A 20,002-nucleotide genomic window follows, 5' to 3' on the forward strand; every position below is an offset into this window, starting at 1 on the left:
CCATAAGCGAGCTGACTATGTCTCAGAGTGATTCACATCCCGACGCATTACCTCAAGATGGTTTACCCCAAGACGCTTCCCTGCTGATCGTTGAGGATGAGCCCAAAATCGCCCGGCTAATGGCCGACTACCTGCAAAGCAATAACTTTGCCCCGACCATTATCAGCCACGGCAGCGAGGTCATGCCCTGGCTTGCCCAACACGCTACGTCCTTGGTACTGCTGGACGTGATGCTACCGGGCAAAGATGGCCTGACGCTGTGCCGGGAAATCCGTCAACAGTGGCCCAAACTCCCCATTATCATGGTCACCGCCAAGGTAGAAGAGGTAGACCGGCTGCTGGGGCTAGAGTTAGGCGCAGATGATTACATCTGCAAACCTTTCAGCCCCCGTGAAGTGGTGGCCCGCGTTAAAGCCGTGCTACGCCGCAGTCATGCCGCTGCACAGACAGCACCCACCACCACCGCCCCCAAAGCGCCCATCACGCTAGATGAAGAGGGCTGGCAGGCACTGGCCGACGGCCAAGATTTAGGCTTAACAGCGGTCGAGTTTCAACTGCTGCGCGTGATGATGCAGTCTCCAGGACGCATCTTCAGCCGCGAGCAGTTGATGGATCATATGTACCGCGATAACCGTATCGTGTCTGAACGCACGGTCGACAGCCACATCAAAAAGCTGCGCAAAAAGATCACTGAAGCTCTGCCCGAGCAGGAAATTATTCGCTCGGTTTACGGGGTGGGTTATAAGTATCAGCCGGAAGGGTGAACCACTACTGCTATTGAGAAGGTCACGGTTGTTGCACACTTTGTGCAAACGATTTACACCAAGCCCGTTAATACTGACATCGTCAAATTACCATGTATTCACTAAGAACGAGGTATGCCATGAAGATGTCACTACGTCAGCTATTTGCTCCTGCCCTGCTCGCCGTTGCCCTTACACCGCTGGCCTTTACCGCCCAGGCAGACAACCATGAAGGCCGTGGCATGGACCGGGAAGCGATGATGGAGCGCATGGAAGAGCGTCGCCAAGAAGTCTATCAACGCGCAGAACTGAGCGAAGAGCAGCAAACGGCGCTTAATGAAGCACACGCTGAGCACCGCGAAGCCGTGCTTGCCCTGCGTGAAGAGCATCAAGCCCGTGTCGCTGAGATTTTATCGGAAGAAGAGCAGCAGGCACTGCGTGACGCTATGCACGAGATGCATGCTGAGCACCGCCACGAACGTGGACACGGTAAGCGCGACCATCACGGTGACTCGGCCCAGGAAATGGATGCCGAGGAAACGGCTACCGAGTAAGCGTTTATTTAGCGTCAAACCCACCCTACACGCCCAGCCTAGCTGGGCGTGTTTGTTTCTATACGCCTGTTAGCATCTTTTTTACCGCCCTGATGCGTTAGCCATTGGCTTGAAGTGAATGCCTAAACCGCGTATTTTATTTGAACGTTCATTCAAAAATAACGTATCACTCATCTTTGTCTTAACAACAGGAGTCCGCCTCCATGGCGAAAGACAACCCCGTTCTCCCCTCACGAGACCGCCTAAACCCCGTGGTTTTCCACGGCAGCGTGGCGGGGATTCTCGTGTTTCTTATCGTGACGATGCTGTTCACCGAACAAGCAGGTGCCTTTTTTGATGCGGGCCTTGCCTGGGTAAGCAAAACGTTTGGCTGGTACTACATGCTAGCGATCGTGGCCTACCTCGTGTTTGTGGTGTTCATCGGTATGTCGCGCTTTGGCAGTATTCGACTTGGGCCCGACCACTCCCGCCCTGAGTTTTCGTTGCTGTCGTGGTCAGCCATGCTGTTTGCTGCTGGCATTGGTATTGACCTGTTGTTTTTCAGCGTAGCCGAGCCGGTTGCCCACTACTTGGCACCGCCCGACTTAACTCCTGAAAGCCAAGAGGCCATGCGCAACGCCGTCGTGCAAACCTATCTGCACTGGGGCCTTTCCGGTTGGGGACTGTACGTGCTGACGGGCATGGCGCTGGCTTATTTCAGCTACCGCCATCGCTTGCCGCTGGCTATTCGTAGCGCGCTTTACCCACTGCTGGGCAAGCGCATTCACGGCCCGATTGGTAACGCGGTCGATATTACGGCGGTGATTTCTACCGTGTTCGGTATCGCCACCAGTCTCGGTATTGGGGTGATTCAGCTTAACTACGGCTTGAACTATATGTTCGACGTGCCGGAAACCCTGACGGTCCAGGTAGTTCTGATTGCGCTGGTAGTTGTTCTAGCAACCATTTCGGTGGTGACTGGCGTTGAGAAAGGTATCCGTCGCCTCTCCGAGTTCAACATGCTGCTGGCCCTGGCGCTGATGCTGTTTGTGCTGTTCTCTGGCGATACTCTTGTACTGCTGGATAAAGTGGTCAACAACGCAGGCGACTACCTCTCAGGCTTCGTTGCTGCCAGCTTCGATACTTACGCCTTTGCCGATGAAGGTGCCCAGGAGTGGAAGATGTGGTGGACCATCTTCTTCTGGGGCTGGTGGATCGCCTGGACGCCTTTCGTCGGGCTGTTTCTGGCGCGCATCTCGCGCGGCCGTACCATTCGCCAATTCGTGGCTGGCGCTCTGTTCATTCCGCTCTCGTTCATGATGGTATGGATGTCGATTTTCGGTAATAGCGGCATCGAGCTGGTGGCCAATCAGGGCGTTGTCGAACTGGGTGAGCAGGCGCTGAACTCGCCGCAAACCACGCTGTATACGCTGCTTGAGTACTACCCCTATGTGGGCATTACCGCCGCCGTCGTGACCGTTCTGGGTATCGTGTTCTTCATCACCTCGGCGGACTCTGGCGCGCTGGTACTGGCTAATTTCACCTCGATTTTAAGCGACGTGAACCACGATGCGCCGGTGAGGCTGCGTATCTTCTGGTCGGCAGTGATCGGCCTGATTACCGTGGCCTTGCTGATGGCGGGTGGCTTAAACGCGCTACAAAGCGCAGTCGTGATTACGGCGCTGCCCTTCTCGGTGGTGATCTTCGCCATCATGGTGGGGACTTACAAAGCGCTGAAGCTGGAAGGCAGCAAAGCCGACGCCCGCCGCATGATTGCGGGCAGCGCGCCCGGCGGCGACTGGCGTGAGCGTTTGGACCGCGCGCTGGATACCTCTAACCGCGCAGGTGCCGCCGCGACCATTGAGCACTCGATTCGCCCGGCGATGACCCAGTTTGCCCAAGAGCTTGAGAGCCGTGGCCAAACCGCTAACGTCACCGAAGAGCAGGTTGAGGGGGAATCCCTGCCCAACCTAATGCTGCAGGTCGACTTTGGCGACGCCACCAGCTTTGTCTATCAGGTATGCCCGCATCGTATGCGTACACCGAACTTCATTCCCGCGGACGATGATTTCTACGTGCGTTTAGATGTGTACCTTGCCGAAGGTGGCCAGGATAAAGACCTCAACGGCTACACCCGTGGTCAGGTGATCGGTGATCTCGTGGCAGAGTACGAGCGCCACCTACAATTCCTTGCTCTGGCGGGTGGCCATGCGCAGGCAATGCCTGGCACCATCGGCGAACCGCCTGAAGATGCGCAGATGTAAGTAGCGCTTTACGTACAACGCGTAAAACGAAGAATCCCGGCCACGCGGCCGGGATTTTTTATGCGCTCTGGGCGTTTAACCCGCCATGTCTAGCACAATACGCCCTTCGATTTTACCGTCTATCATGCGCTGAAAAACATCGTTGATATTGTCCAGTGTATCCGTTGCGACGGTGGCTTCCACTTTACCTTCCGCCGCAAAATCGAGCGCTTCCTGAAGGTCGCTACGCGTACCGACAATCGAGCCACGAATAGTGATCCCATTGAGCACGGTGCTAAAGATGGGCAGTGGAAAATCCCCTGGCGGTAAGCCATTAAGTACCAGCGTACCGCCACGGCGCAGCATATTTTGCGCCTGATCGAAGGCCTTCGGCGACACTGCGGTGACCAGCGCACCATGGGCACCGCCAATGGTCTTTTTAAGGTATGCCGCGGGGTCGGTTTTCATGGCGTTTACCGTAACCGTCGCGCCCAAGCGCTCAGCCAGCGCCAGCTTGCCGTCATCAATATCGACAGCCGCCACGTTAAGCCCCATGGCTTTGGCATACTGCACTGCCATGTGGCCAAGGCCACCAATGCCCGAAATCACCACCCATTGGCCGGGGCGGGTATCGGTCATTTTTAAACCTTTATAAACCGTTACGCCGGCACACAGCACCGGAGCCAGCTCGACAAAGCCAACGTTATCCGGCAGCCGACCCACATACCCCGCATCGGCCAAGGTATAGTCGGCAAACCCACCATTAACGCTGTAACCGGTATTTTGCTGGGACTCACATAAGGTTTCCCAGCCGCCTAAGCAGTGTTCGCAAAAACCGCAGGCCGAGTAGAGCCAAGGAACACCAATACGGTCGCCCTCTTTGACATGGGAGACACCGGCCCCGACCGCCACAACATGCCCAACGCCTTCATGCCCTGGAATAAAGGGAGGTGAAGGTTTGACTGGCCAGTCGCCGTGCGCTGCGTGTAGATCCGTATGGCAGACCCCCGAGGCCGCCACCTTCATCAATACCTCCCCCTGCTTTGGGCGTGGAACATCGACTTCTTCTATGACTAACGGCTGTCCGAACTCGCGCACGACGGCCGCCCGCATTGTATTATCCATGATGCGACTCCTAATAATGGTTAACGGCAGTTCTAAGCTGCTCTTATCCGTAGAGTTAGCGCCAGAGGATGTGCAGCATCGCCCGGCCTAGGCCGGGCGATGGGACGACATAACAAACGTTTAGAAGAACCCAAGCGGATTGATATCGTAGCTGACCAGCAGGCTTTTGGTTTGCTGGTAATGCCCAAGCGCCATTTTATGGGTTTCACGACCAACGCCTGACTTCTTGTAGCCGCCGAAGGCTACGTGGGCGGGGTATTGGTGATAGCAGTTTGTCCAGACACGACCCGCTTGAATGCCACGCCCCATGCGGAAGGCCACGTTAATATCGCGGCTCCATACGCCTGCGCCCAGGCCAAACTCGGTGTCGTTGGCAATCGCCAGCGCTTCTTCTTCATCTTTGAAGGTCGTGACCGCGACCACTGGCCCAAAGATCTCCTCTTGGAAAACGCGCATCTGGTTATTGCCTTTCAGCAGCGTGGGCTGAATGTAGTAACCGCTGTTGATGCTGTCATCCAGCGTTTCTTTGTCACCACCGGTAAGGAATTCAGCGCCTTCATCCCGGGCAATATCCATGTACGACATGATCTTATCGAACTGCTCTTGGGATGCCTGAGCGCCCACTTGGACGTCGGTATCCAGCGGGTTACCCCGTTTGATGGTCTTGGTGCGCTCAATGACTTTCACCATGAACTCGTCGTACATGCTCTCTTGAATCAGCGCCCGCGACGGGCAGGTGCACACTTCGCCCTGGTTAAAGAAGGCCAGCACCAGCCCCTCTACCGCTTTGTCGATGAACGTCGGCTCGGCGTTCATAATATCGGCAAAGTAGATATTCGGAGATTTGCCGCCTAGCTCCACCGTGGAAGGAATAATATTCTCTGCCGCGCACTTCAAAATATGTGAGCCCACCGGCGTCGAGCCGGTAAAGGCGATCTTAGCGATGCGTTTACTGGTAGCCAGCGCTTGGCCTGCCTCTGCGCCAAAGCCATTAACGATGTTCAGCACGCCTGGAGGCAACAGATCGCCGATCACTTCTACCACTTTCAAAATTGACGCTGGGGTTTGTTCGGCAGGCTTCAGCACCACGCAGTTACCCGCCGCTAGTGCTGGGCCTAGTTTCCAAGCCGCCATCAAAATCGGGAAGTTCCACGGAATAATTTGCCCTACCACGCCCAACGGCTCGTGGAAGTGGTACGCCACCGTGTTGGCATCAATATCAGCGGCGGTGCCCTCTTGGGAGCGCAGGCAGCCTGCAAAGTAGCGGAAGTGGTCAACAGCCAGCGGAATGTCCGCATTGAGGGTTTCACGCACCGCTTTGCCGTTATCCCACGTTTCGGCCACGGCCAGCATTTCGAGGTTTTGCTCGAGACGGTCGGCGATTTTGAGCAGGATGTTACTGCGCTCTTGTACCGAGGTCTTGCCCCACGCCGGAGCGGCTTTATGGGCGGCATCCAGCGCTTTTTCGATATCTTCAGCGCTAGAGCGGGGAATTTCACAGAACACTTTGCCATTAACTGGGCTAATGTTGTCGAAGTATTGGCCCTTCACTGGGGGAACAAACTCACCGCCAATGTAGTTACCATAGCGTTTCTCAAACGAAACAACAGAGCTCGCTTCACCTGGGTTGGCGTAGATCATGGTACTGCTCCTGAGTATTATGATTATTAAAAGGTGCCTACCCAGTGTTGGTCATTCGCGCCATTCTCGATATAGCCCGATGGCAGGACGCACCCTCATCCCTTGGAAGGAGACGCCATGTACTCGCTGTTAGTCGCAGATGATCATCCGCTGTTCCGCGATGCGCTGCACGCGGTGATCAGCAGCGGATTCACCGATGCCCAACTGCTGGAAACCGACAGCCTAGCGGGGGCCATGGCACACATTGAAGCTTTGGAAGGGTTAGACCTGCTGCTCTTAGATTTAAGCCTGCCGGATGCCGATGGGTTAGAGGGGCTGAAAACCCTACGGGAGACCTTCCCCGGGCTGCCCGTTGCCATCGTGTCAGCCCATCAAGAGCGCCAGCTGGTGCTGGATGCGATTACTCTGGGGGCCGTGGGCTATATTCCAAAATCAACGCCAAGGGAGCAGCTTCTTAGCGCGCTGCATCAAATTCTTCAGGGCCAGCTCTACTTGCCCGCCGATATTATGCGCCGCCCGCCTCCTCGCGGCATGCCGTCTACCACGGCAGAGAGCACCGACAGCAAACCAACCCGACTGCCGCGGCTCACCGACAAGCAGTTGGATGTATTGAGCTGTATGAGCCAGGGAATGTCGAACAAACAGATAGCCCGCGAGTTAGCGATTGCTGAAACCACGGTAAAAACACACGTATCGGCCATTTTGCGCAAGCTAGGAGCTAGCAGCCGAGTACACGCTATTGTGATTGCAGGGGAAGAGGATTTAAGCGGTTTTCTCGCCAAACGTACGGCCCCGGCAAAGGGATAGATAGCGTAGGGCTAGCGGCTATCTAGCAGCGTGCCTAGCAACATTTTTAAGCGCAGCGGTTTGAGTGGCTTTAACAGGCAGTGCATGCCCGCCTGCCGCGTGGCACGTTTCACCTCCGCTTCATGGTTAGCGGTAATCACCACTGTGGCTAAACCGGGGTAGCGGCGACGCAAGCGGGCGGCTAAATCAATACCGTTTTCTCGATGCTCCCCTAAATGGTAATCCACTAGCAGCACGGCCGGGCGTTCCCCGTCGCTGGCGGCTTCCAGTGCGCTTACCGTTGCCGCTGCCCATACTCGGCACCCCCAACTGCCCAGCAGCGCCTGCATCCCTTCAATAATCGCGGGGTCATCGTCCACTACCCACACCACGCAGCCCTGCAGCGGGTCATCGCCCCACTGCGCGGATGGCACCGGTCTGGATCCGCCTTCTAACGCGCCGCAAGAGGCTGCGTAGGGCACCAAAATAGAGAACAGCGAGCCATGACCTAGCCGTGATGCCAGTGTGACGGGGTGATCCAACATGGTACTAATACGATCGACAATGGCTAGGCCTAGCCCCAGGCCGCGACTGTGGTTGGCCTGTGGCTGGCTGGCGCGACGAAACTCCAAAAAAATGGCTTTGCGCTGGGGCTCTGGAATACCGGGGCCAGTATCACCCACCATAATCTCCAGGCCATCGGCCCGGCGGCGGCAGCCTAACAGCAGGTGGCCGTGCTCTGTGTAGCGCACCGCATTGCTAAGGAAATTACGCACCACCCGCGCCAGCAGCGCTAAATCGGACTCCACCCACACCCGCGAAGGTACATAGTGAAGGGTGAGCCCGCGTACCCCCGCCACTTGGCGATACTCCTCCGCCAGCGCATCCAGCAGCGTACTTACGGCAAAGGGAGCTTTATCGGCATGAAGCACTCCGGCATCTAAGCGGGAGATATCCACCAGCGTCCCAAGCAAGCCCTCGACATCTTTCAGCGAGCGCCCGATATGGCCGACAAGCGCCTGGGAGGACTCAGGTAGTGCATGGGTTTCCAGGGCGCTGGCAAACAGCCGTGCCGCATTGAGCGGTTGTAAAAGGTCATGGCTAACGGCGGCCAAAAACTTGGTTTTAGAGACGTTAGCCGCGTGGGCTTCAGCGTTGGCTGCCAGCAAACGAGCGTTGACCTGGCTTAGCTCGTCCAACGTGCGGTGCAGCGCATCGGTGCGCTCACGCACCTGTTCGGCAAGCAGCACCGAGCGCTCAAAGGCTGCATAGGGCGCGCCATTAGGGCTACCGCCGGATTCCACTCGCTCCATTAACGCCGTACACACTTTGCGTAGCCGGTGGTTCTCTTCACGCAGGGCCGCAATATCATCGTCTTGTTGCGAATCAGGGAGTTGGAAGAGCGCCAAAGGCCACCCCCGTAAACGTCTGGTTAACATGCATGCCGTGGTGCTGCTCGCCGTAGGTATTAAATCCCACGACACGGGCTTGGCGCAGCAGCGTCGATGCCTGGTCAAGTTGCCCCAACGACTCCAGCGCCATCCGTCGCAAAAAGCAGTCGCAGCCAATAATCGCAGCGGGCTCGCCTAAGCGGGCTTCCACTCGCTGCAGCATGTGGGCTAAATCGGTGAGCAGCGGCGCGGGCTGCATGGCAGTCAGCACAATGCCGTTTTCCACCGCGCAGTAGAAGCTCAGGCTGCCGTCATCATTAACCCGTTGAATCGAGCGAATATAGTGCTGGCCGCCCAGGTGTACTGCCAGCGGGTGCTGGGCAAAAATGGGAGGCGCAAGCGCCTCAACCGAACAGCCCACCAGCGCGGCATACAGTTCGGCCGCGGGGACACCGTTAAGCTCCAGCACGCGGCGGCGCTCACGATCCGCAGCGGTGACCACTAGCTTGTGCTCAAGTGGCTCAAGGTGGTGGGTGGAGAATACTTCAAATGGTAGCCGAGTATTCATCATGACCACCACCGCCGCACGGGTATGAAAGCGCCCGTTGGCGTATACATGGGTATGGGTTAAGTGGTTATCGTCCCCTGCGGAACCACCAAAGCTCGGGATGCGCCCCAAGGCCGCATCCAGCGTTGCCAGCACTTGCTCTTCACGGCTGGATAGCCCATCCAGCAGCGTCAGGGCAAAGCTGTGTTCGTTGACCGGCGCCACGGCTTGCCGACGACAGCGCTCCAGTAGCCCATCGACCAGCGGTTGAGCGGTGGGCAAATCAAAGTGTTCGAGGTCATCGATCAGCGCGGTCTCGACGGCAAACAAGCGTCTATCGAAACAGATGGCGACAATAGAGCCGCGATCGTAGCCATCGGGCGTCAGCTCACCTGCCGTCGTACAGCCACTGACTGGAAGCTCGCCAAACGCCTGACAAAGCGCGTCCGCTAGCTGCGACAACGGATACTCAGCGCTACAAAAGAACAGCACGAAACCGGCGTGCTCGTGACACAGCGCGAGAGCCAGCGCATGGGCAGCATCCTGAGGGTTGGGCTCACGGCTCGCGGCCGCACTCAAACCATGATTAGTGAAGAGGGTGGTCACGACGCCATCTCTCCAGCGCGGCATAAGTTCGTGCAGCGCAGTGACGCAGCGTGTCAAAACACGCTGTTAGCGCCTCGAGCGATGCCTCGTCAAGCGCAGCCATGCTCTCCAACCGCTTGGCTTGCGCAGCCAACTGCTCTGCGCCCATGCTCACTGACTCGCCCCGCAGTTGATGCGCTAGCCGCTCGACCTGACGCCAGTGGTCACGACTCGATGTGCTCCCAGCAGCAAAGTAGCCAGAAAGCTGGGCAATGTAGTCGCTCGCCTGCTGATGATAGAGCACCGCCAGTTGATCGACACTATCAGCCCCGAGCGAGCCGACGAGAGTGGCCAACGTCGTTTCATTGAGTAGGGCCGCGTCACCTTCTTCCTGACGCAACGCAGAAGGGATCGGAGTCATCGGTGTTGGTGTCGTTGACAGCTGCAGCGCCAACACGTTGCCCAGCGCCAACAGCGAGAGCGGCTTGGTGATGTAGTCATTCATACCCGCAGCGAGACAGCGGCGACGATCATCCTCTGCCCCCCCTGCGGTCATGGCCACGATGGGCACCTCGCTGCACCAGCCGCCCATTTCACGCAATCGCTGGGTCACCGTCACGCCGTCGATATCAGGAAGCTGTATGTCCATAAAAATAAGATGTACCTGCTGGCGCCGTACCATGGCAAGGGCTTCGCGGCCGTTTTCTGCGCACACCACCTCGCAACCAAGTCGCGACAAAAGTCCCACCGCGACTTTGCGATTGACCGCATTGTCCTCGACCAGCAGCAACGAGATACCGTCAAAATCTCGCGCTGGCTCAACGGGCAGTGGGGAGCTGACAGGAGAAGCCTCGACTAACGGCAGTTCGCACCAAAACGTACTGCCTAGACCCGGCGTGCTGTCGACACCCAGACGTCCCTGCATGGCTTCGCTCAGCCGTTTACAGATTGCCAATCCCAAACCGGTGCCGCCGTAGCGGCGCGCGACGCTCTCATCCGCCTGCTGAAAGGGTTCGAAGAGCGTCTCTTGCTGTTCACTGTTCAAACCACAACCGGTATCGCTGATATCAAAAAGCAAATGCCCGACGGTCGAGGAGACACGTACCGAGACGCTGCCGTAGTCAGTGAATTTGATCGCATTAGCAATGAGATTGAGCAGTATCTGTCGCAGACGCCCCGCATCGATCATGACCCATGCTGGCACGAGTGGGTCCACATGAAGCGATAGTTGCAGCCCTTTTGCTTGCGCTCTTGGCTCGAATAGCGCCATGACACCTTCGACTAGCGGCGTCAGCGCCGTAGGCGACGTCTCCAGGGTCAAATGGCCGGCCTCGATTTTAGAAAAATCGAGAATCTCATTGATCATCGCCAGTAACTGATTGGCACTATCGTGAATAGTGCGAGCATAGTCTTCGACCTGGGCGGGGCTGGCGGGCTCGCGCAGCAGCTCGCTCATGCCAATCACACCATTGAGCGGCGTACGAATTTCGTGACTGACCATGGCGAGAAAGTCTGACTTTGCATGATTGGCCGCTTGGGCCTGCTTCGCTGTGACCTGGAGCTGTTTACTGAGCTGCTCTTGTTCTCGACGCGCCGCTGCGCTTTCGCGCATTTCACGCACCAAAAAGACGATGACCGTCAACACGGCAAAGCTGATTCCAATCAGCAGCGAAATGAGCAGCTTATAGAGCGTACTTAGCAGCGCCCTCTCTTCGGTGGCGGATTCCGCTAGATAACCGTTGATCGCAATCACCAAGCGCTCGGTCAAACGGGTAAGCGATTGAAGCTCGCTCTCCAAGGCCGTGACGGGCAGCCGATCCATGTCCTCGTGGGGTTCGAACATGGGATCGAGGGTGTCGAGCTGCTGCTGAATCTGATCCAATAGCTCGCTCGCTGCACTGATACTTTGCAATAGCGAACTAATCTCTCCCTCTCGCAGCAGGGTGATCCGGCTATAGAGCAATTCGAAGCGAAGATTGAGGGCATCCTGGGCGGCAGGCGATAGTCGGCCCCGCGTGTCGGCCAACAAATGATTGAGCAATTGCACGGCATCGCGGTCGAGTTTATAGACCACCCAGGCGGTGTCCTCTCGCAAACTCTGCGTCAAATTATCCTGCCGCCATGCCGAAAGGCCAGCCACCACCAACGCAGCCGCAAACAGCAGTACGGTGATAATCGCTACCAGCTTGAGGCGGCGCGGGTAGCGTAGCAGGCGGGGTGCCCGAGCGGACTCACTAACGGACATTGATGTGCATGACCTGCCATACGGCCCTGAAACGCATACGCTCGCTCAACAGCGCCTCATCATGGTCGAATGGATATAGCACCCATAGTGGGCCATATTCGCGGATAGGAATGGCCTGCCCGTCCCGCTCTAGTGCCAAAATAACGTCGTAGTCGTAAAAATCCTCAATAGGAATTTCGGCCTCATAACCGTTCAAGGCCGCTACGTTAATGGTGTTGCCTTCGGCCCCTGCATGCTCGAGCAGTGTGCGCATCAGCGGGCCGCGGTAGTGGCTCGCTCCCTCGGTCCACGGTGTACCGGTCGTAAAAGCGTGCTGCGGCAGCGCGCCCAACATCTCACGGTCAAAATGGGCCTCTTCCTCGACGTTGGCTGCCGTTACTTCACCATCTATTTTGAGGATGACGGGCCCATCAGGAGCGGCCAATTTATCCACGCCTGCCTCAGCCGCGCCCGCTAGCCCCGTATGGGGAATGCTGAACGCCAGCATAGTCCACCCCAATAACAACGCTTTCACCATCGACTCCTCGTATCGCAGTGCCTAAACGACGCAGCAGCGGCCACTCCAGGCAATAAAAAAAGAGATGGCGTTAGGGTACGCCATCTCTTTTCATTGGTCAGTCGAATGTCGACTTTTTTACTTAGCGATGAGAAATGTAGCGAAGATGTCGTTAAGTACTCAGCTTCTCGACCGGCTCGAACCGAACAAGTTCTTCGTAGGCATGCCAGCTAGCGTGACCAAGCACGGGCAGTATGAGGGCCAGACCGATGTAGAAGGTCATCACCCCAACGACGACGCAGCCGGTTAAAATAGCAGCCCATAACAGCATGGTCCGGAAGTTACGCGCCACGCAGCGCACGCTAGCCTCGATGCCTTCCATGAACGTCAGATCTTGATCCATCAGAGTTGGAATAGCGACCACGCTAATGGCGAAAGCGCCAAAGGCAAGAATGCCACCTGCCACTGTGCCGACCGCCAGCATGCTGAGCCCTTCCGGTGTGGTGACCAAGGCCGTATAAAGCGTTGCCGGACTGGGTACTTCAAAACCGAAGAAAAGCGCAAACAGCAGCGTAGCCAGGCGTATCCAGGCTAGAAAGAAAATCATCATCATCACGCCCATCATGGCCAACTGCCCAGCATGCGGTCGCCAACTGCCGAAGGCATCGCCCAAGTTAGGCACCCGCCCACGCTCGAGGGCCAAGCTGATGCCGTAAGAACCCACCGCCACGAGCGGCCCAATGAACATGAACCCCGCAATCATGGGCAGCAGCCAGTGCCAATAACCCAATGTGTAGGCCCCTAACGTGATGGCAATACTCAAACCAACCCAAAACATGCCATACGAAAGACTGACGGCAGTCGCACGGCGGAAGTCTTCCATACCGGCGGCAAGCCAAGCCTTTGGTCTGTCCATCCCGACTTTGTTGATGATAATTTTAACGTTCGGCGCACCGGATGAGTGGTCGTGTGTTTTTGTTGTTACTGCATTCATGGCGTAACTCCTGTGATTTACCCCAGATGGCTGTCACTGACCCAAGCACCAAGGGAAATAGCTACCATGTGTATTGATGACCATTAATCCAACGTTAATGGCTTAATGTTCTATTAATGTAGCTGAGCCGCTGCTTCGCGAATGCTTTTGAAGGCACTCAGTACAAAAAATCCTTCATCGGCGCTTTTAACGACAATTAATTCGATGCGTTAGCGTTTCGTTATATTCGAGCCAAAAAAAAGCTCCAAGCCGGGGCTTGGAGCTTTATGACGCACGTTGCGCTTACCGCACGATCATCACCGACACTTTAGCGTGGTGAACGACATGCTCGGCGTTGGGGCCCAGTACGTAATCGACGAATTTACGCTTAGTATGGGATGCCATCACAATTAAATCGGCATCAATCTTCTTGCCGACCTTGATGATGGCCTCCCATGGTGAGCCATCGACAATCACACTTTGGGTTTTGATCCCTTCAGGCACATGTTCCTGAATGAATTTATGCTGCGCTTCTTTCATCGCCGCACGCGCTTTTTCAGAGAAGTTTTTCGGAAAGTAAGCGCCAACCATGGGCATTTTAAATTCTGGTAGTACCGTGACCACATGTAATGTTGCACCAAAGGTTTGGCACAACGTTACCGCTGTGGGTAGCGCCTTCTTCCATGAGGCCTCTTCGTTCAAATCCACGGGGAGTAGCACTTTATGGTACATAGCAACCTCCTTAGGCAGCAGCCACTTCGTTGGCTTCTTCACGACGCCGACGGCGACGCTGCATCACGACGACCAAGCCAAAGATGCCCAGTGCTGGGAGCCACATCCACTCTTTTGTCCAACGATCTACCGGGGCCAGCACTTCGAGGATCTCTTGATCGAAATCGAAGCCTAGCTCAGCCGCCTGGCTGCCGAACTCGACGAAATCGACCAGGGTTTGGTCGCCATCTTCGTAAAGCTCTATGCCCAGGTTGGCCATGCGCTCTTCACCTGTTTCACCGCGCGGCACGGGGACGAGCATATAGGTGGTCATCGGCGCCCCGAAATCGTCTTCACCGGCAATTTGCACGCGCAGGTTGCTACCGTCATCGACCCGGCCCAGTGCCTCGGCAAATTGCGCAGGTGGCACCGATTCATAGGGGTCGTGGATTTTGTCCATCCAGAAGCCGGGGCGGAATAGCGTAAAGGCTACCAGCAGCAGCAGCAGCGATTCGTACCAGCGGTTGCGGGTCAGCATGTAGCCTTGCGTACCTGCTGCAAAGATCAGCATGGCGATGGTAGCCACAATAAACACCAAAATACCCTGCATCACCGTGACATCAATCAACAACAAGTCTGTATTGAAGATGAACAGGAACGGCAGCGCAGCGGTACGCAGGCTGTAATAAAACGCCTGGAAGCCAGTGCGCAGCGGATCCCCACCCGACACGGCCGCCGCCGCAAAGGAGGCCAAACCTACTGGTGGCGTGACATCCGCCATGATGCCGAAGTAGAACACGAACAGGTGCACAGCAATCAGCGGTACGATCAGGCCATTTTGCTGGCCCAGCAGCACAATCACCGGAGCCATCAACGCCGATACCACGATGTAGTTCGCCGTTGTTGGCAAGCCCATACCCAGAATCAAACTCAGCAGAGCCGTCAGCAGTAGAATCATCATCAGGTTACCGCCTGAGAGAATTTCCACTACGTCCGCGAGTACTAGACCTACCCCCGTTTGGGAGACCGCACCCACGACGATACCCGCCGTGGCAGTTGCAATACCGATACCAATCATGTTGCGGGCACCGGTCACCAGGCCATCCCACAGATCCTTAAAGCCTTCTTTGATATCGGCCGCCATTTGGCTGCGGCCACGGAAAATCGCGATGATCGGGCGCTGGGTAACCATGATGAAAATCATAAACATGGTGGCCCAGAACGCTGACAACCCAGGCGAAAGGCGCTCTACCATCAAGCACCACACCAACACGACAACCGGCAGAATATAGTGTAGGCCGACCATGACCGTCGGGCGAGTTTGCGGCAGCTTCACGACCTCTGAGTTGGGGTCGTCCATCTCCAGCTCAGGGTAGTTAGCGCCTACTTTCAACAAGCCGACATATACAATCGCCAGCCCTACAGAGACCACCCAGGGGGTCGCTTCACCCAGTACCGGCTTTAACCAGCCCAAGCCGTAGTAGACGGCGATGGAGAGGCCCATCAGCAGCAGCAAACCGGTCATAAAGCCGATCACTTTGTTCAGCAACGGGCGTGCCGGATTGCTGGACGGCAGGCCTTTCATATTGGCCTTGAGCGCTTCCAAGTGAACAATGTAGATCAGCGCGATATAGGAGATCAGCGCCGGTAAGAAAGCGTGCTTGATGACGTCGACATAAGGAATACCCACGTATTCCACCATCAAGAAAGCAGCAGCCCCCATGACGGGCGGCATGATCTGGCCATTCACCGAAGACGATACTTCCACCGCCCCCGCTTTTTCCGCGCTAAAGCCGACTCGCTTCATCATCGGAATCGTAAAGGTGCCAGTGGTAACGGTATTGGCAATCGACGACCCCGAGATCAAACCAGTCATACCAGAGGCTACCACTGCCGCTTTGGCTGGGCCGCCTTTGAAGTGGCCAAGCAGCGAGAACGCCACTTTGATGAAGTAGTTACCGGCGCCCGCTTTATCCAGCAACGCACCAAACAGTACAAACAGGAAAACAAAGCTGGTCGAGACCCCCAGCGCAATACCAAACACCCCTTGGGTACCTAGCCACTGGTGGTTAATCAAACCACCCAGACTAACGCCGCGGTGGGCCAAAATGCCCGGCATGTAAGGGCCAAACAACGAGTAAGCAATAAACACCGCCGCCACGATCATCAGGGGCGGCCCTAATGCGCGACGAGTCGCCTCTAACAGCATCAGAATGCCAACAACGCCCACGATAATATCCTGGGTAATCGGCAACCCAGGCCGCTGGGCCAAATCAGCATAGAAAATAAACAGATAGGCGCCGCAAAACGCCGCTACCGCTGCCAATGCCCAATCAGCTAAGGGCACACGATCACGAGGAGAGCGCTTAAAGGCGGGGTACGCCATAAAGGCTAAAAAGAGCGCAAACGCTAAATGAATCGAGCGCGCTTCCGTGGCGCTAAATACGCCGAAGCCAACAATATAGGGAAGTGGCGATGCAATCCATAGCTGAAACAGCGACCACACTGCTGCAATACTCACCAGCAGCTTACCGGGTACGCCTAAGGGTTTCCGTGCCCCTGTATCGCTGGAAGCGACCATATCCTCCAGGTCGTTCTCAGCGGCTGCCGAAGGTTGTTTGTCATCACGCATACGCTTGCCCTGCCTAATGGTCAGCGCTGACAATCAGCGCTCTCAACAAGAAGCGCGGACACCCAAGGTGCCCGCGCTTTGCAACTCAAAGCGACGCTACTCACCTTCCGTCAGTAGCATCACTCTTTTTACGACTTATTCGATCCAGCCACGCTCACGGTAGTAACGTGCCGCACCATCGTGCAGCGGCGCGGTCAAGCCGTCAGAGATCATGTCTTCTTCGTTGAGGTTCTCGAACGCCGGGTGCAGACGCTTGAAGCGATCGAAGTTTTCGAATACTGCTTTCACCGTTTCGTAAACAATGTCTTCATCAACAGCGGTGGAAGAAACGAAGGTTGCCGCCACACCGAAAGTTTCGACATCTTCGTCGTTACCACGGTAAAGGCCTCCCGGAATCACAGAACGCGTGTAGTAGGGGTACTCTTCGATCAAACCGTCGATCTCTTCGCCAGTCACAGAGACCAGACGCGCATCGATGGTGGTGGTCGCTTCTTGGATAGAGCCGTTCGGGTGGCCTACCACGTAAACCATCGCATCGATGTTGTTGTCAGACAGGGCAGCTGCCTGCTCAGCCGCGTCGAGCTGAGACGCCAGTGCGAAGGTGTCTTCATCCCAACCGAACGCATCCATGACCACGTCCATGGTATTGCGCTGGCCAGAACCAGGGTTACCGATGTTGACGCGCTTGCCTGGGAAATCGCTGATGTCCTCGATACCGGAATCCGCGCGGGCCACCACGGTCAGCGGCTCACCGTGCATGGTGAAGACGGCACGCATATCTTCCCAAGCGCCTTCTTCTTCAAAGTTGGACTCACCGTGGTAAGCGCGGTACTGAACGTCAGACTGCACAACGCCCATATCCAGCTCACCGCTCTTCATGCCGTTGACGTTAGCAACGGAACCACCGGTAGACGGAGCGTTACAACGGATGTTGTGCTCATCGCTGCCACGGTTAACCATGCGGCATACCGACTGGCCAACCACATAGTAAACACCGGTTTGGCCGCCGGTACCGATGGTGATGTAGCGCTCCTGAGCAACGGCCGGAGAGGCAAAGGTTGCCGCTGCAATTAACGCGCCTGAGAAGGCCGCGGTAGAAAATACATGGCGTTTCATGAACACACCTCTTTATCTTGATGTTGTGAGCGTTATGCGCTTTGAAGCCACCTGCAGAACGGTTCCCTTCAGGTGTTTCGGTTCCAAAACGTTGTCAAGACAGTCTGTTATCGACCTCGGCATTTAGTGCCGACTGTTCCTACTTTAGCGAAAAAAATGCTAATTGGCGAAGTACGAGACAATTTTATGCCTGCACCGCAGCGCATTGCCTAGCCAGCATGATGACGCTAGCTACTCTCTCAGGAGTTTGTCCTAAGCGCTTTTCCTAAATGCTTTCACTTAGCTTAGATATTGGCACACTTTTTCGCTTGTCTGTGCGTCTGACGCCCAGTCTAATAGCCGGTAACGTTTAGTAAACGTTAAACATCATGCCATATTGGCATAGACCATCGCCTATTGGTTATCTCGGTTGATCATTAGACGTTATAGCCCAACACCGTGGGCAGCCACAGAGCAATGCTGGGAAATATCGCCACCAGTGCCAAGGCGCACCCCATGGCAACCACAAACAGCAGCGCCCAGCCGATCGTATGCTCTAGGCGTATCTTGGCAACTTCCGTGGTCACCATCAGGTTCACCGCCACCGGAGGCGTAAACTGACCAATGGCAATATTCATCGCCAGCAAAATGCCAAACCATACCGGATTCCACTCAAAATGCTGCATCACCGGAATCAGAATTGGCATCATGATCAGATAAATCGAAATCGCATCCAGCAGCATGCCCGCCACCAGTACCGCCAACATCACCAGTATCAACAGCAAGACGCCGTTATCGGTCAGGCTGATGATCCATTCCGCTAAATGGCGGAAGGTGCCGAGCATCGTGCCTGACCAGGCAAAAATGCCCGCCAGTGCGATAATCAGCATCACTACGCCAGAGATAATCGCCGCCTCCCCCAGTAGCTCCCATACATCCCGAAGTGTCAGCTCTCGGGTAAGAAACAGGCCTACCACCGCCCCATAGGCAACGGCCACCACGGCGGCCTCTGTGGGCGTAAACAGTCCTGAGCGCAGCCCACCTAAAATCAGCACTGGCGCAAACAAAGCAGGCAGCGCCTCGCGGAAGGTTCCGCGTACCGTCAGTTTTTCGGCTCCCTCTACCGGCGTGCCTTCCCAACCGTAACGCTTGGCGACCAGCATCGCCGGTACCAGTAGCGCCAAACCCGCTAGCACACCAGGGAAAAGCCCCGCGGCGAACAGCGCACGCAGATCAACGCCCGGTACCACAATCGAGTAGAGAATCAGCGCCACTGAAGGCGGAATTAAGATAGCCGTGGATGCCGAAGCCGCAATGAGCGTGGCCGAAAACGGCTTGGGGTAGCCTGCCTTCGTCATGCTAGGCAGCATCACCATGGCCACGGCAGCGGCGTCAGCGGGGCCAGAGCCGCTCATGCCCCCCATAATCATGCACACCAATACCGCAACCAGCGCCAGCCCACCGTGACGGGGCCCAATGAGCGCCTGGGCAAAACGCACCAAACGCAGCGCCACGCCTGCTCGCTCAAAAATCAGCCCAGTGAGAATAAACAGTGGAATCGCAATGAGAGGGTATTTAGCGATGCTGTTGTAGGTATTGGTGCCCAGGGTAGCCAGCATATCCGGCGAGAGCCCAAGCACGATGCCCACCGCCCCAGAAAGCGCCAAGGAAAACGCTACCGGCACGCCAGCAATTAACAGCCCGGCAAATGCCAAAATCATCCAAATATCAGGCGTCACTGGTTAGCTTCCCTTTCAAACGGTCACGGGTTTGCTGCACCAAGCGCCATAGCATGGCAGCAGACAAAATAGGCAGCCACACCAAGTACCACCACTGGGGCAGGCCTAACCCGGGCGACAGCGACTCCCACTGATACTCCTGCCACGCCAACTTACCGCCATACCAGGTAATTAAACCCAATACGATCAGGCCACACAGGGCTTGAAAAAGAATCAGCGCACCCCGCCACCGCTCAGGCAGGGCACGCTCTAAAAAGCCAATGCGGATATGCCGGTCGCGGCGTAATGCTACCGACGCACCGGCAAAGGTCAGCACGACCAATAGAAAGACGGAAAACTCTTCCGTGAACGAAAATGAGCCACCTGTAAGGTAACGAGTGATCACATTACCCAGGCTAATCAATGAAATCACAATCAGCGCCAGCGCACCTAGCCAGCGCTCTGGGCGTGCATCAGGAAAGCCTTTCATGGCAGCCTCACAGCAAAGAACCGCCGCCCTGGTTAGGCGGCAGTCAAA

16 protein-coding genes are annotated in these 20,002 nt (G+C 56.3%); 4 read left to right on the plus strand and 12 right to left on the minus strand.

Annotation, left to right across the window (positions count from 1 at the left end):
- Positions 1-17 precede the first annotated feature (17 nt).
- From NH344_RS09840 to betT, 3 genes are all read left to right on the plus strand, one after another.
- Positions 18-764 carry a response regulator gene (locus NH344_RS09840; protein ID WP_044628667.1) on the plus strand — a complete coding sequence of 249 codons (747 nt, stop codon included), beginning with the start codon at positions 18-20 and terminating at the stop codon, positions 762-764.
- Positions 765-883: 119 nt separating this feature from the next.
- A complete protein-coding gene (locus NH344_RS09845) occupies positions 884-1,297 on the plus strand; it encodes a hypothetical protein (protein ID WP_044628668.1) in 414 nt (137 codons plus the stop codon).
- Between the two features lie 203 nt (positions 1,298-1,500).
- Entirely contained in the window at positions 1,501-3,540 is a 2,040-nt protein-coding gene (betT, locus tag NH344_RS09850; protein WP_044628669.1) for a choline BCCT transporter BetT, read from the plus strand.
- Between the two features lie 75 nt (positions 3,541-3,615).
- On the opposite strand, the gene adhP is transcribed toward betT, so the two are convergent.
- A complete protein-coding gene (gene adhP / locus NH344_RS09855) occupies positions 3,616-4,644 on the minus strand; it encodes an alcohol dehydrogenase AdhP (RefSeq protein ID WP_170968122.1) in 1,029 nt (342 codons plus the stop codon).
- Between the two features lie 120 nt (positions 4,645-4,764).
- Positions 4,765-6,285 (minus strand): aldehyde dehydrogenase family protein, encoded by a 1,521-nt coding sequence (locus NH344_RS09860; protein ID WP_235253422.1) that lies wholly within the window; start codon positions 6,283-6,285, stop codon positions 4,765-4,767.
- Between the two features lie 117 nt (positions 6,286-6,402).
- Here NH344_RS09860 and NH344_RS09865 point away from each other — a divergent pair, with 117 nt between their 5' ends.
- A complete protein-coding gene (locus tag NH344_RS09865) occupies positions 6,403-7,092 on the plus strand; it encodes a response regulator transcription factor (protein ID WP_062360646.1) in 690 nt (229 codons plus the stop codon).
- A gap of 11 nt (positions 7,093-7,103) precedes the next feature.
- On the opposite strand, the gene NH344_RS09870 is transcribed toward NH344_RS09865, so the two are convergent.
- The 10 genes from NH344_RS09870 to NH344_RS09915 all read right to left on the minus strand — a co-directional run bounded on the left by NH344_RS09870 (position 7,104) and on the right by NH344_RS09915 (position 19,954).
- Positions 7,104-8,480: a hybrid sensor histidine kinase/response regulator gene (locus NH344_RS09870; protein ID WP_235253423.1), complete on the minus strand. Its 1,377-nt coding sequence runs from the start codon at positions 8,478-8,480 to the stop codon at positions 7,104-7,106.
- A complete protein-coding gene (nosP, locus tag NH344_RS09875) occupies positions 8,458-9,615 on the minus strand; it encodes a nitric oxide-sensing protein NosP (RefSeq protein WP_235253424.1) in 1,158 nt (385 codons plus the stop codon). Before nosP ends, NH344_RS09870 begins: the two co-directional genes overlap by 23 nt.
- Positions 9,596-11,839, minus strand: a complete 2,244-nt coding sequence (locus tag NH344_RS09880) for an ATP-binding protein (RefSeq protein ID WP_172514822.1) — start codon at positions 11,837-11,839, stop codon at positions 9,596-9,598. The genes nosP and NH344_RS09880 overlap by 20 nt, the downstream gene beginning before the upstream one ends.
- On the minus strand, positions 11,829-12,356 hold the full coding sequence (locus NH344_RS09885) for a molybdopterin-dependent oxidoreductase (RefSeq protein WP_253027856.1): 528 nt from the start codon (positions 12,354-12,356) through the stop codon (positions 11,829-11,831). The genes NH344_RS09880 and NH344_RS09885 overlap by 11 nt, the downstream gene beginning before the upstream one ends.
- 151 nt (positions 12,357-12,507) lie before the next feature.
- Entirely contained in the window at positions 12,508-13,329 is an 822-nt protein-coding gene (locus NH344_RS09890) for a DUF2189 domain-containing protein (protein WP_235253425.1), read from the minus strand.
- A gap of 282 nt (positions 13,330-13,611) precedes the next feature.
- The gene (locus NH344_RS09895) at positions 13,612-14,040 is read right to left on the minus strand and encodes a universal stress protein (RefSeq protein WP_213262145.1); all 429 of its coding nucleotides are present in this window, start codon (positions 14,038-14,040) and stop codon (positions 13,612-13,614) included.
- A gap of 10 nt (positions 14,041-14,050) precedes the next feature.
- A complete protein-coding gene (locus NH344_RS09900; protein ID WP_235253426.1) occupies positions 14,051-16,651 on the minus strand; it encodes a TRAP transporter permease in 2,601 nt (866 codons plus the stop codon).
- Between the two features lie 135 nt (positions 16,652-16,786).
- On the minus strand, positions 16,787-17,767 hold the full coding sequence (locus NH344_RS09905; RefSeq protein ID WP_253027857.1) for a TAXI family TRAP transporter solute-binding subunit: 981 nt from the start codon (positions 17,765-17,767) through the stop codon (positions 16,787-16,789).
- Between the two features lie 416 nt (positions 17,768-18,183).
- Positions 18,184-19,485, minus strand: a complete 1,302-nt coding sequence (locus NH344_RS09910; protein WP_058577187.1) for a TRAP transporter large permease — start codon at positions 19,483-19,485, stop codon at positions 18,184-18,186.
- Positions 19,475-19,954 (minus strand): TRAP transporter small permease, encoded by a 480-nt coding sequence (locus NH344_RS09915; RefSeq protein ID WP_253027858.1) that lies wholly within the window; start codon positions 19,952-19,954, stop codon positions 19,475-19,477. The genes NH344_RS09910 and NH344_RS09915 overlap by 11 nt, the downstream gene beginning before the upstream one ends.
- Positions 19,955-20,002: the final 48 nt, after the last annotated feature.

The organism is Halomonas sp. Ps84H-12, assembly GCF_024124725.1.
GTDB lineage: Bacteria > Pseudomonadota > Gammaproteobacteria > Pseudomonadales > Halomonadaceae > Vreelandella > Vreelandella aquamarina.

Bases quoted from the DNA above. Each gene is read 5' to 3' on its own strand.
- NH344_RS09840 (WP_044628667.1), top strand. From the start codon at position 18: ATGTCTCAGAGTGATTCACATCCCGACGCATTACCTCAAGATGGTTTA.
- NH344_RS09845 (WP_044628668.1), top strand. From the start codon at position 884: ATGAAGATGTCACTACGTCAGCTATTTGCTCCTGCCCTGCTCGCCGTT.
- betT (WP_044628669.1), top strand. From the start codon at position 1,501: ATGGCGAAAGACAACCCCGTTCTCCCCTCACGAGACCGCCTAAACCCC.
- adhP (WP_170968122.1), bottom strand. From the start codon at position 4,644: ATGGATAATACAATGCGGGCGGCCGTCGTGCGCGAGTTCGGACAGCCG.
- NH344_RS09860 (WP_235253422.1), bottom strand. From the start codon at position 6,285: ATGATCTACGCCAACCCAGGTGAAGCGAGCTCTGTTGTTTCGTTTGAG.
- NH344_RS09865 (WP_062360646.1), top strand. From the start codon at position 6,403: ATGTACTCGCTGTTAGTCGCAGATGATCATCCGCTGTTCCGCGATGCG.
- NH344_RS09880 (WP_172514822.1), bottom strand. From the start codon at position 11,839: ATGTCCGTTAGTGAGTCCGCTCGGGCACCCCGCCTGCTACGCTACCCG.
- NH344_RS09885 (WP_253027856.1), bottom strand. From the start codon at position 12,356: ATGGTGAAAGCGTTGTTATTGGGGTGGACTATGCTGGCGTTCAGCATT.
- NH344_RS09890 (WP_235253425.1), bottom strand. From the start codon at position 13,329: ATGAATGCAGTAACAACAAAAACACACGACCACTCATCCGGTGCGCCG.
- NH344_RS09895 (WP_213262145.1), bottom strand. From the start codon at position 14,040: ATGTACCATAAAGTGCTACTCCCCGTGGATTTGAACGAAGAGGCCTCA.
- NH344_RS09900 (WP_235253426.1), bottom strand. From the start codon at position 16,651: ATGCGTGATGACAAACAACCTTCGGCAGCCGCTGAGAACGACCTGGAG.
- NH344_RS09905 (WP_253027857.1), bottom strand. From the start codon at position 17,767: ATGAAACGCCATGTATTTTCTACCGCGGCCTTCTCAGGCGCGTTAATT.
- NH344_RS09915 (WP_253027858.1), bottom strand. From the start codon at position 19,954: ATGAAAGGCTTTCCTGATGCACGCCCAGAGCGCTGGCTAGGTGCGCTG.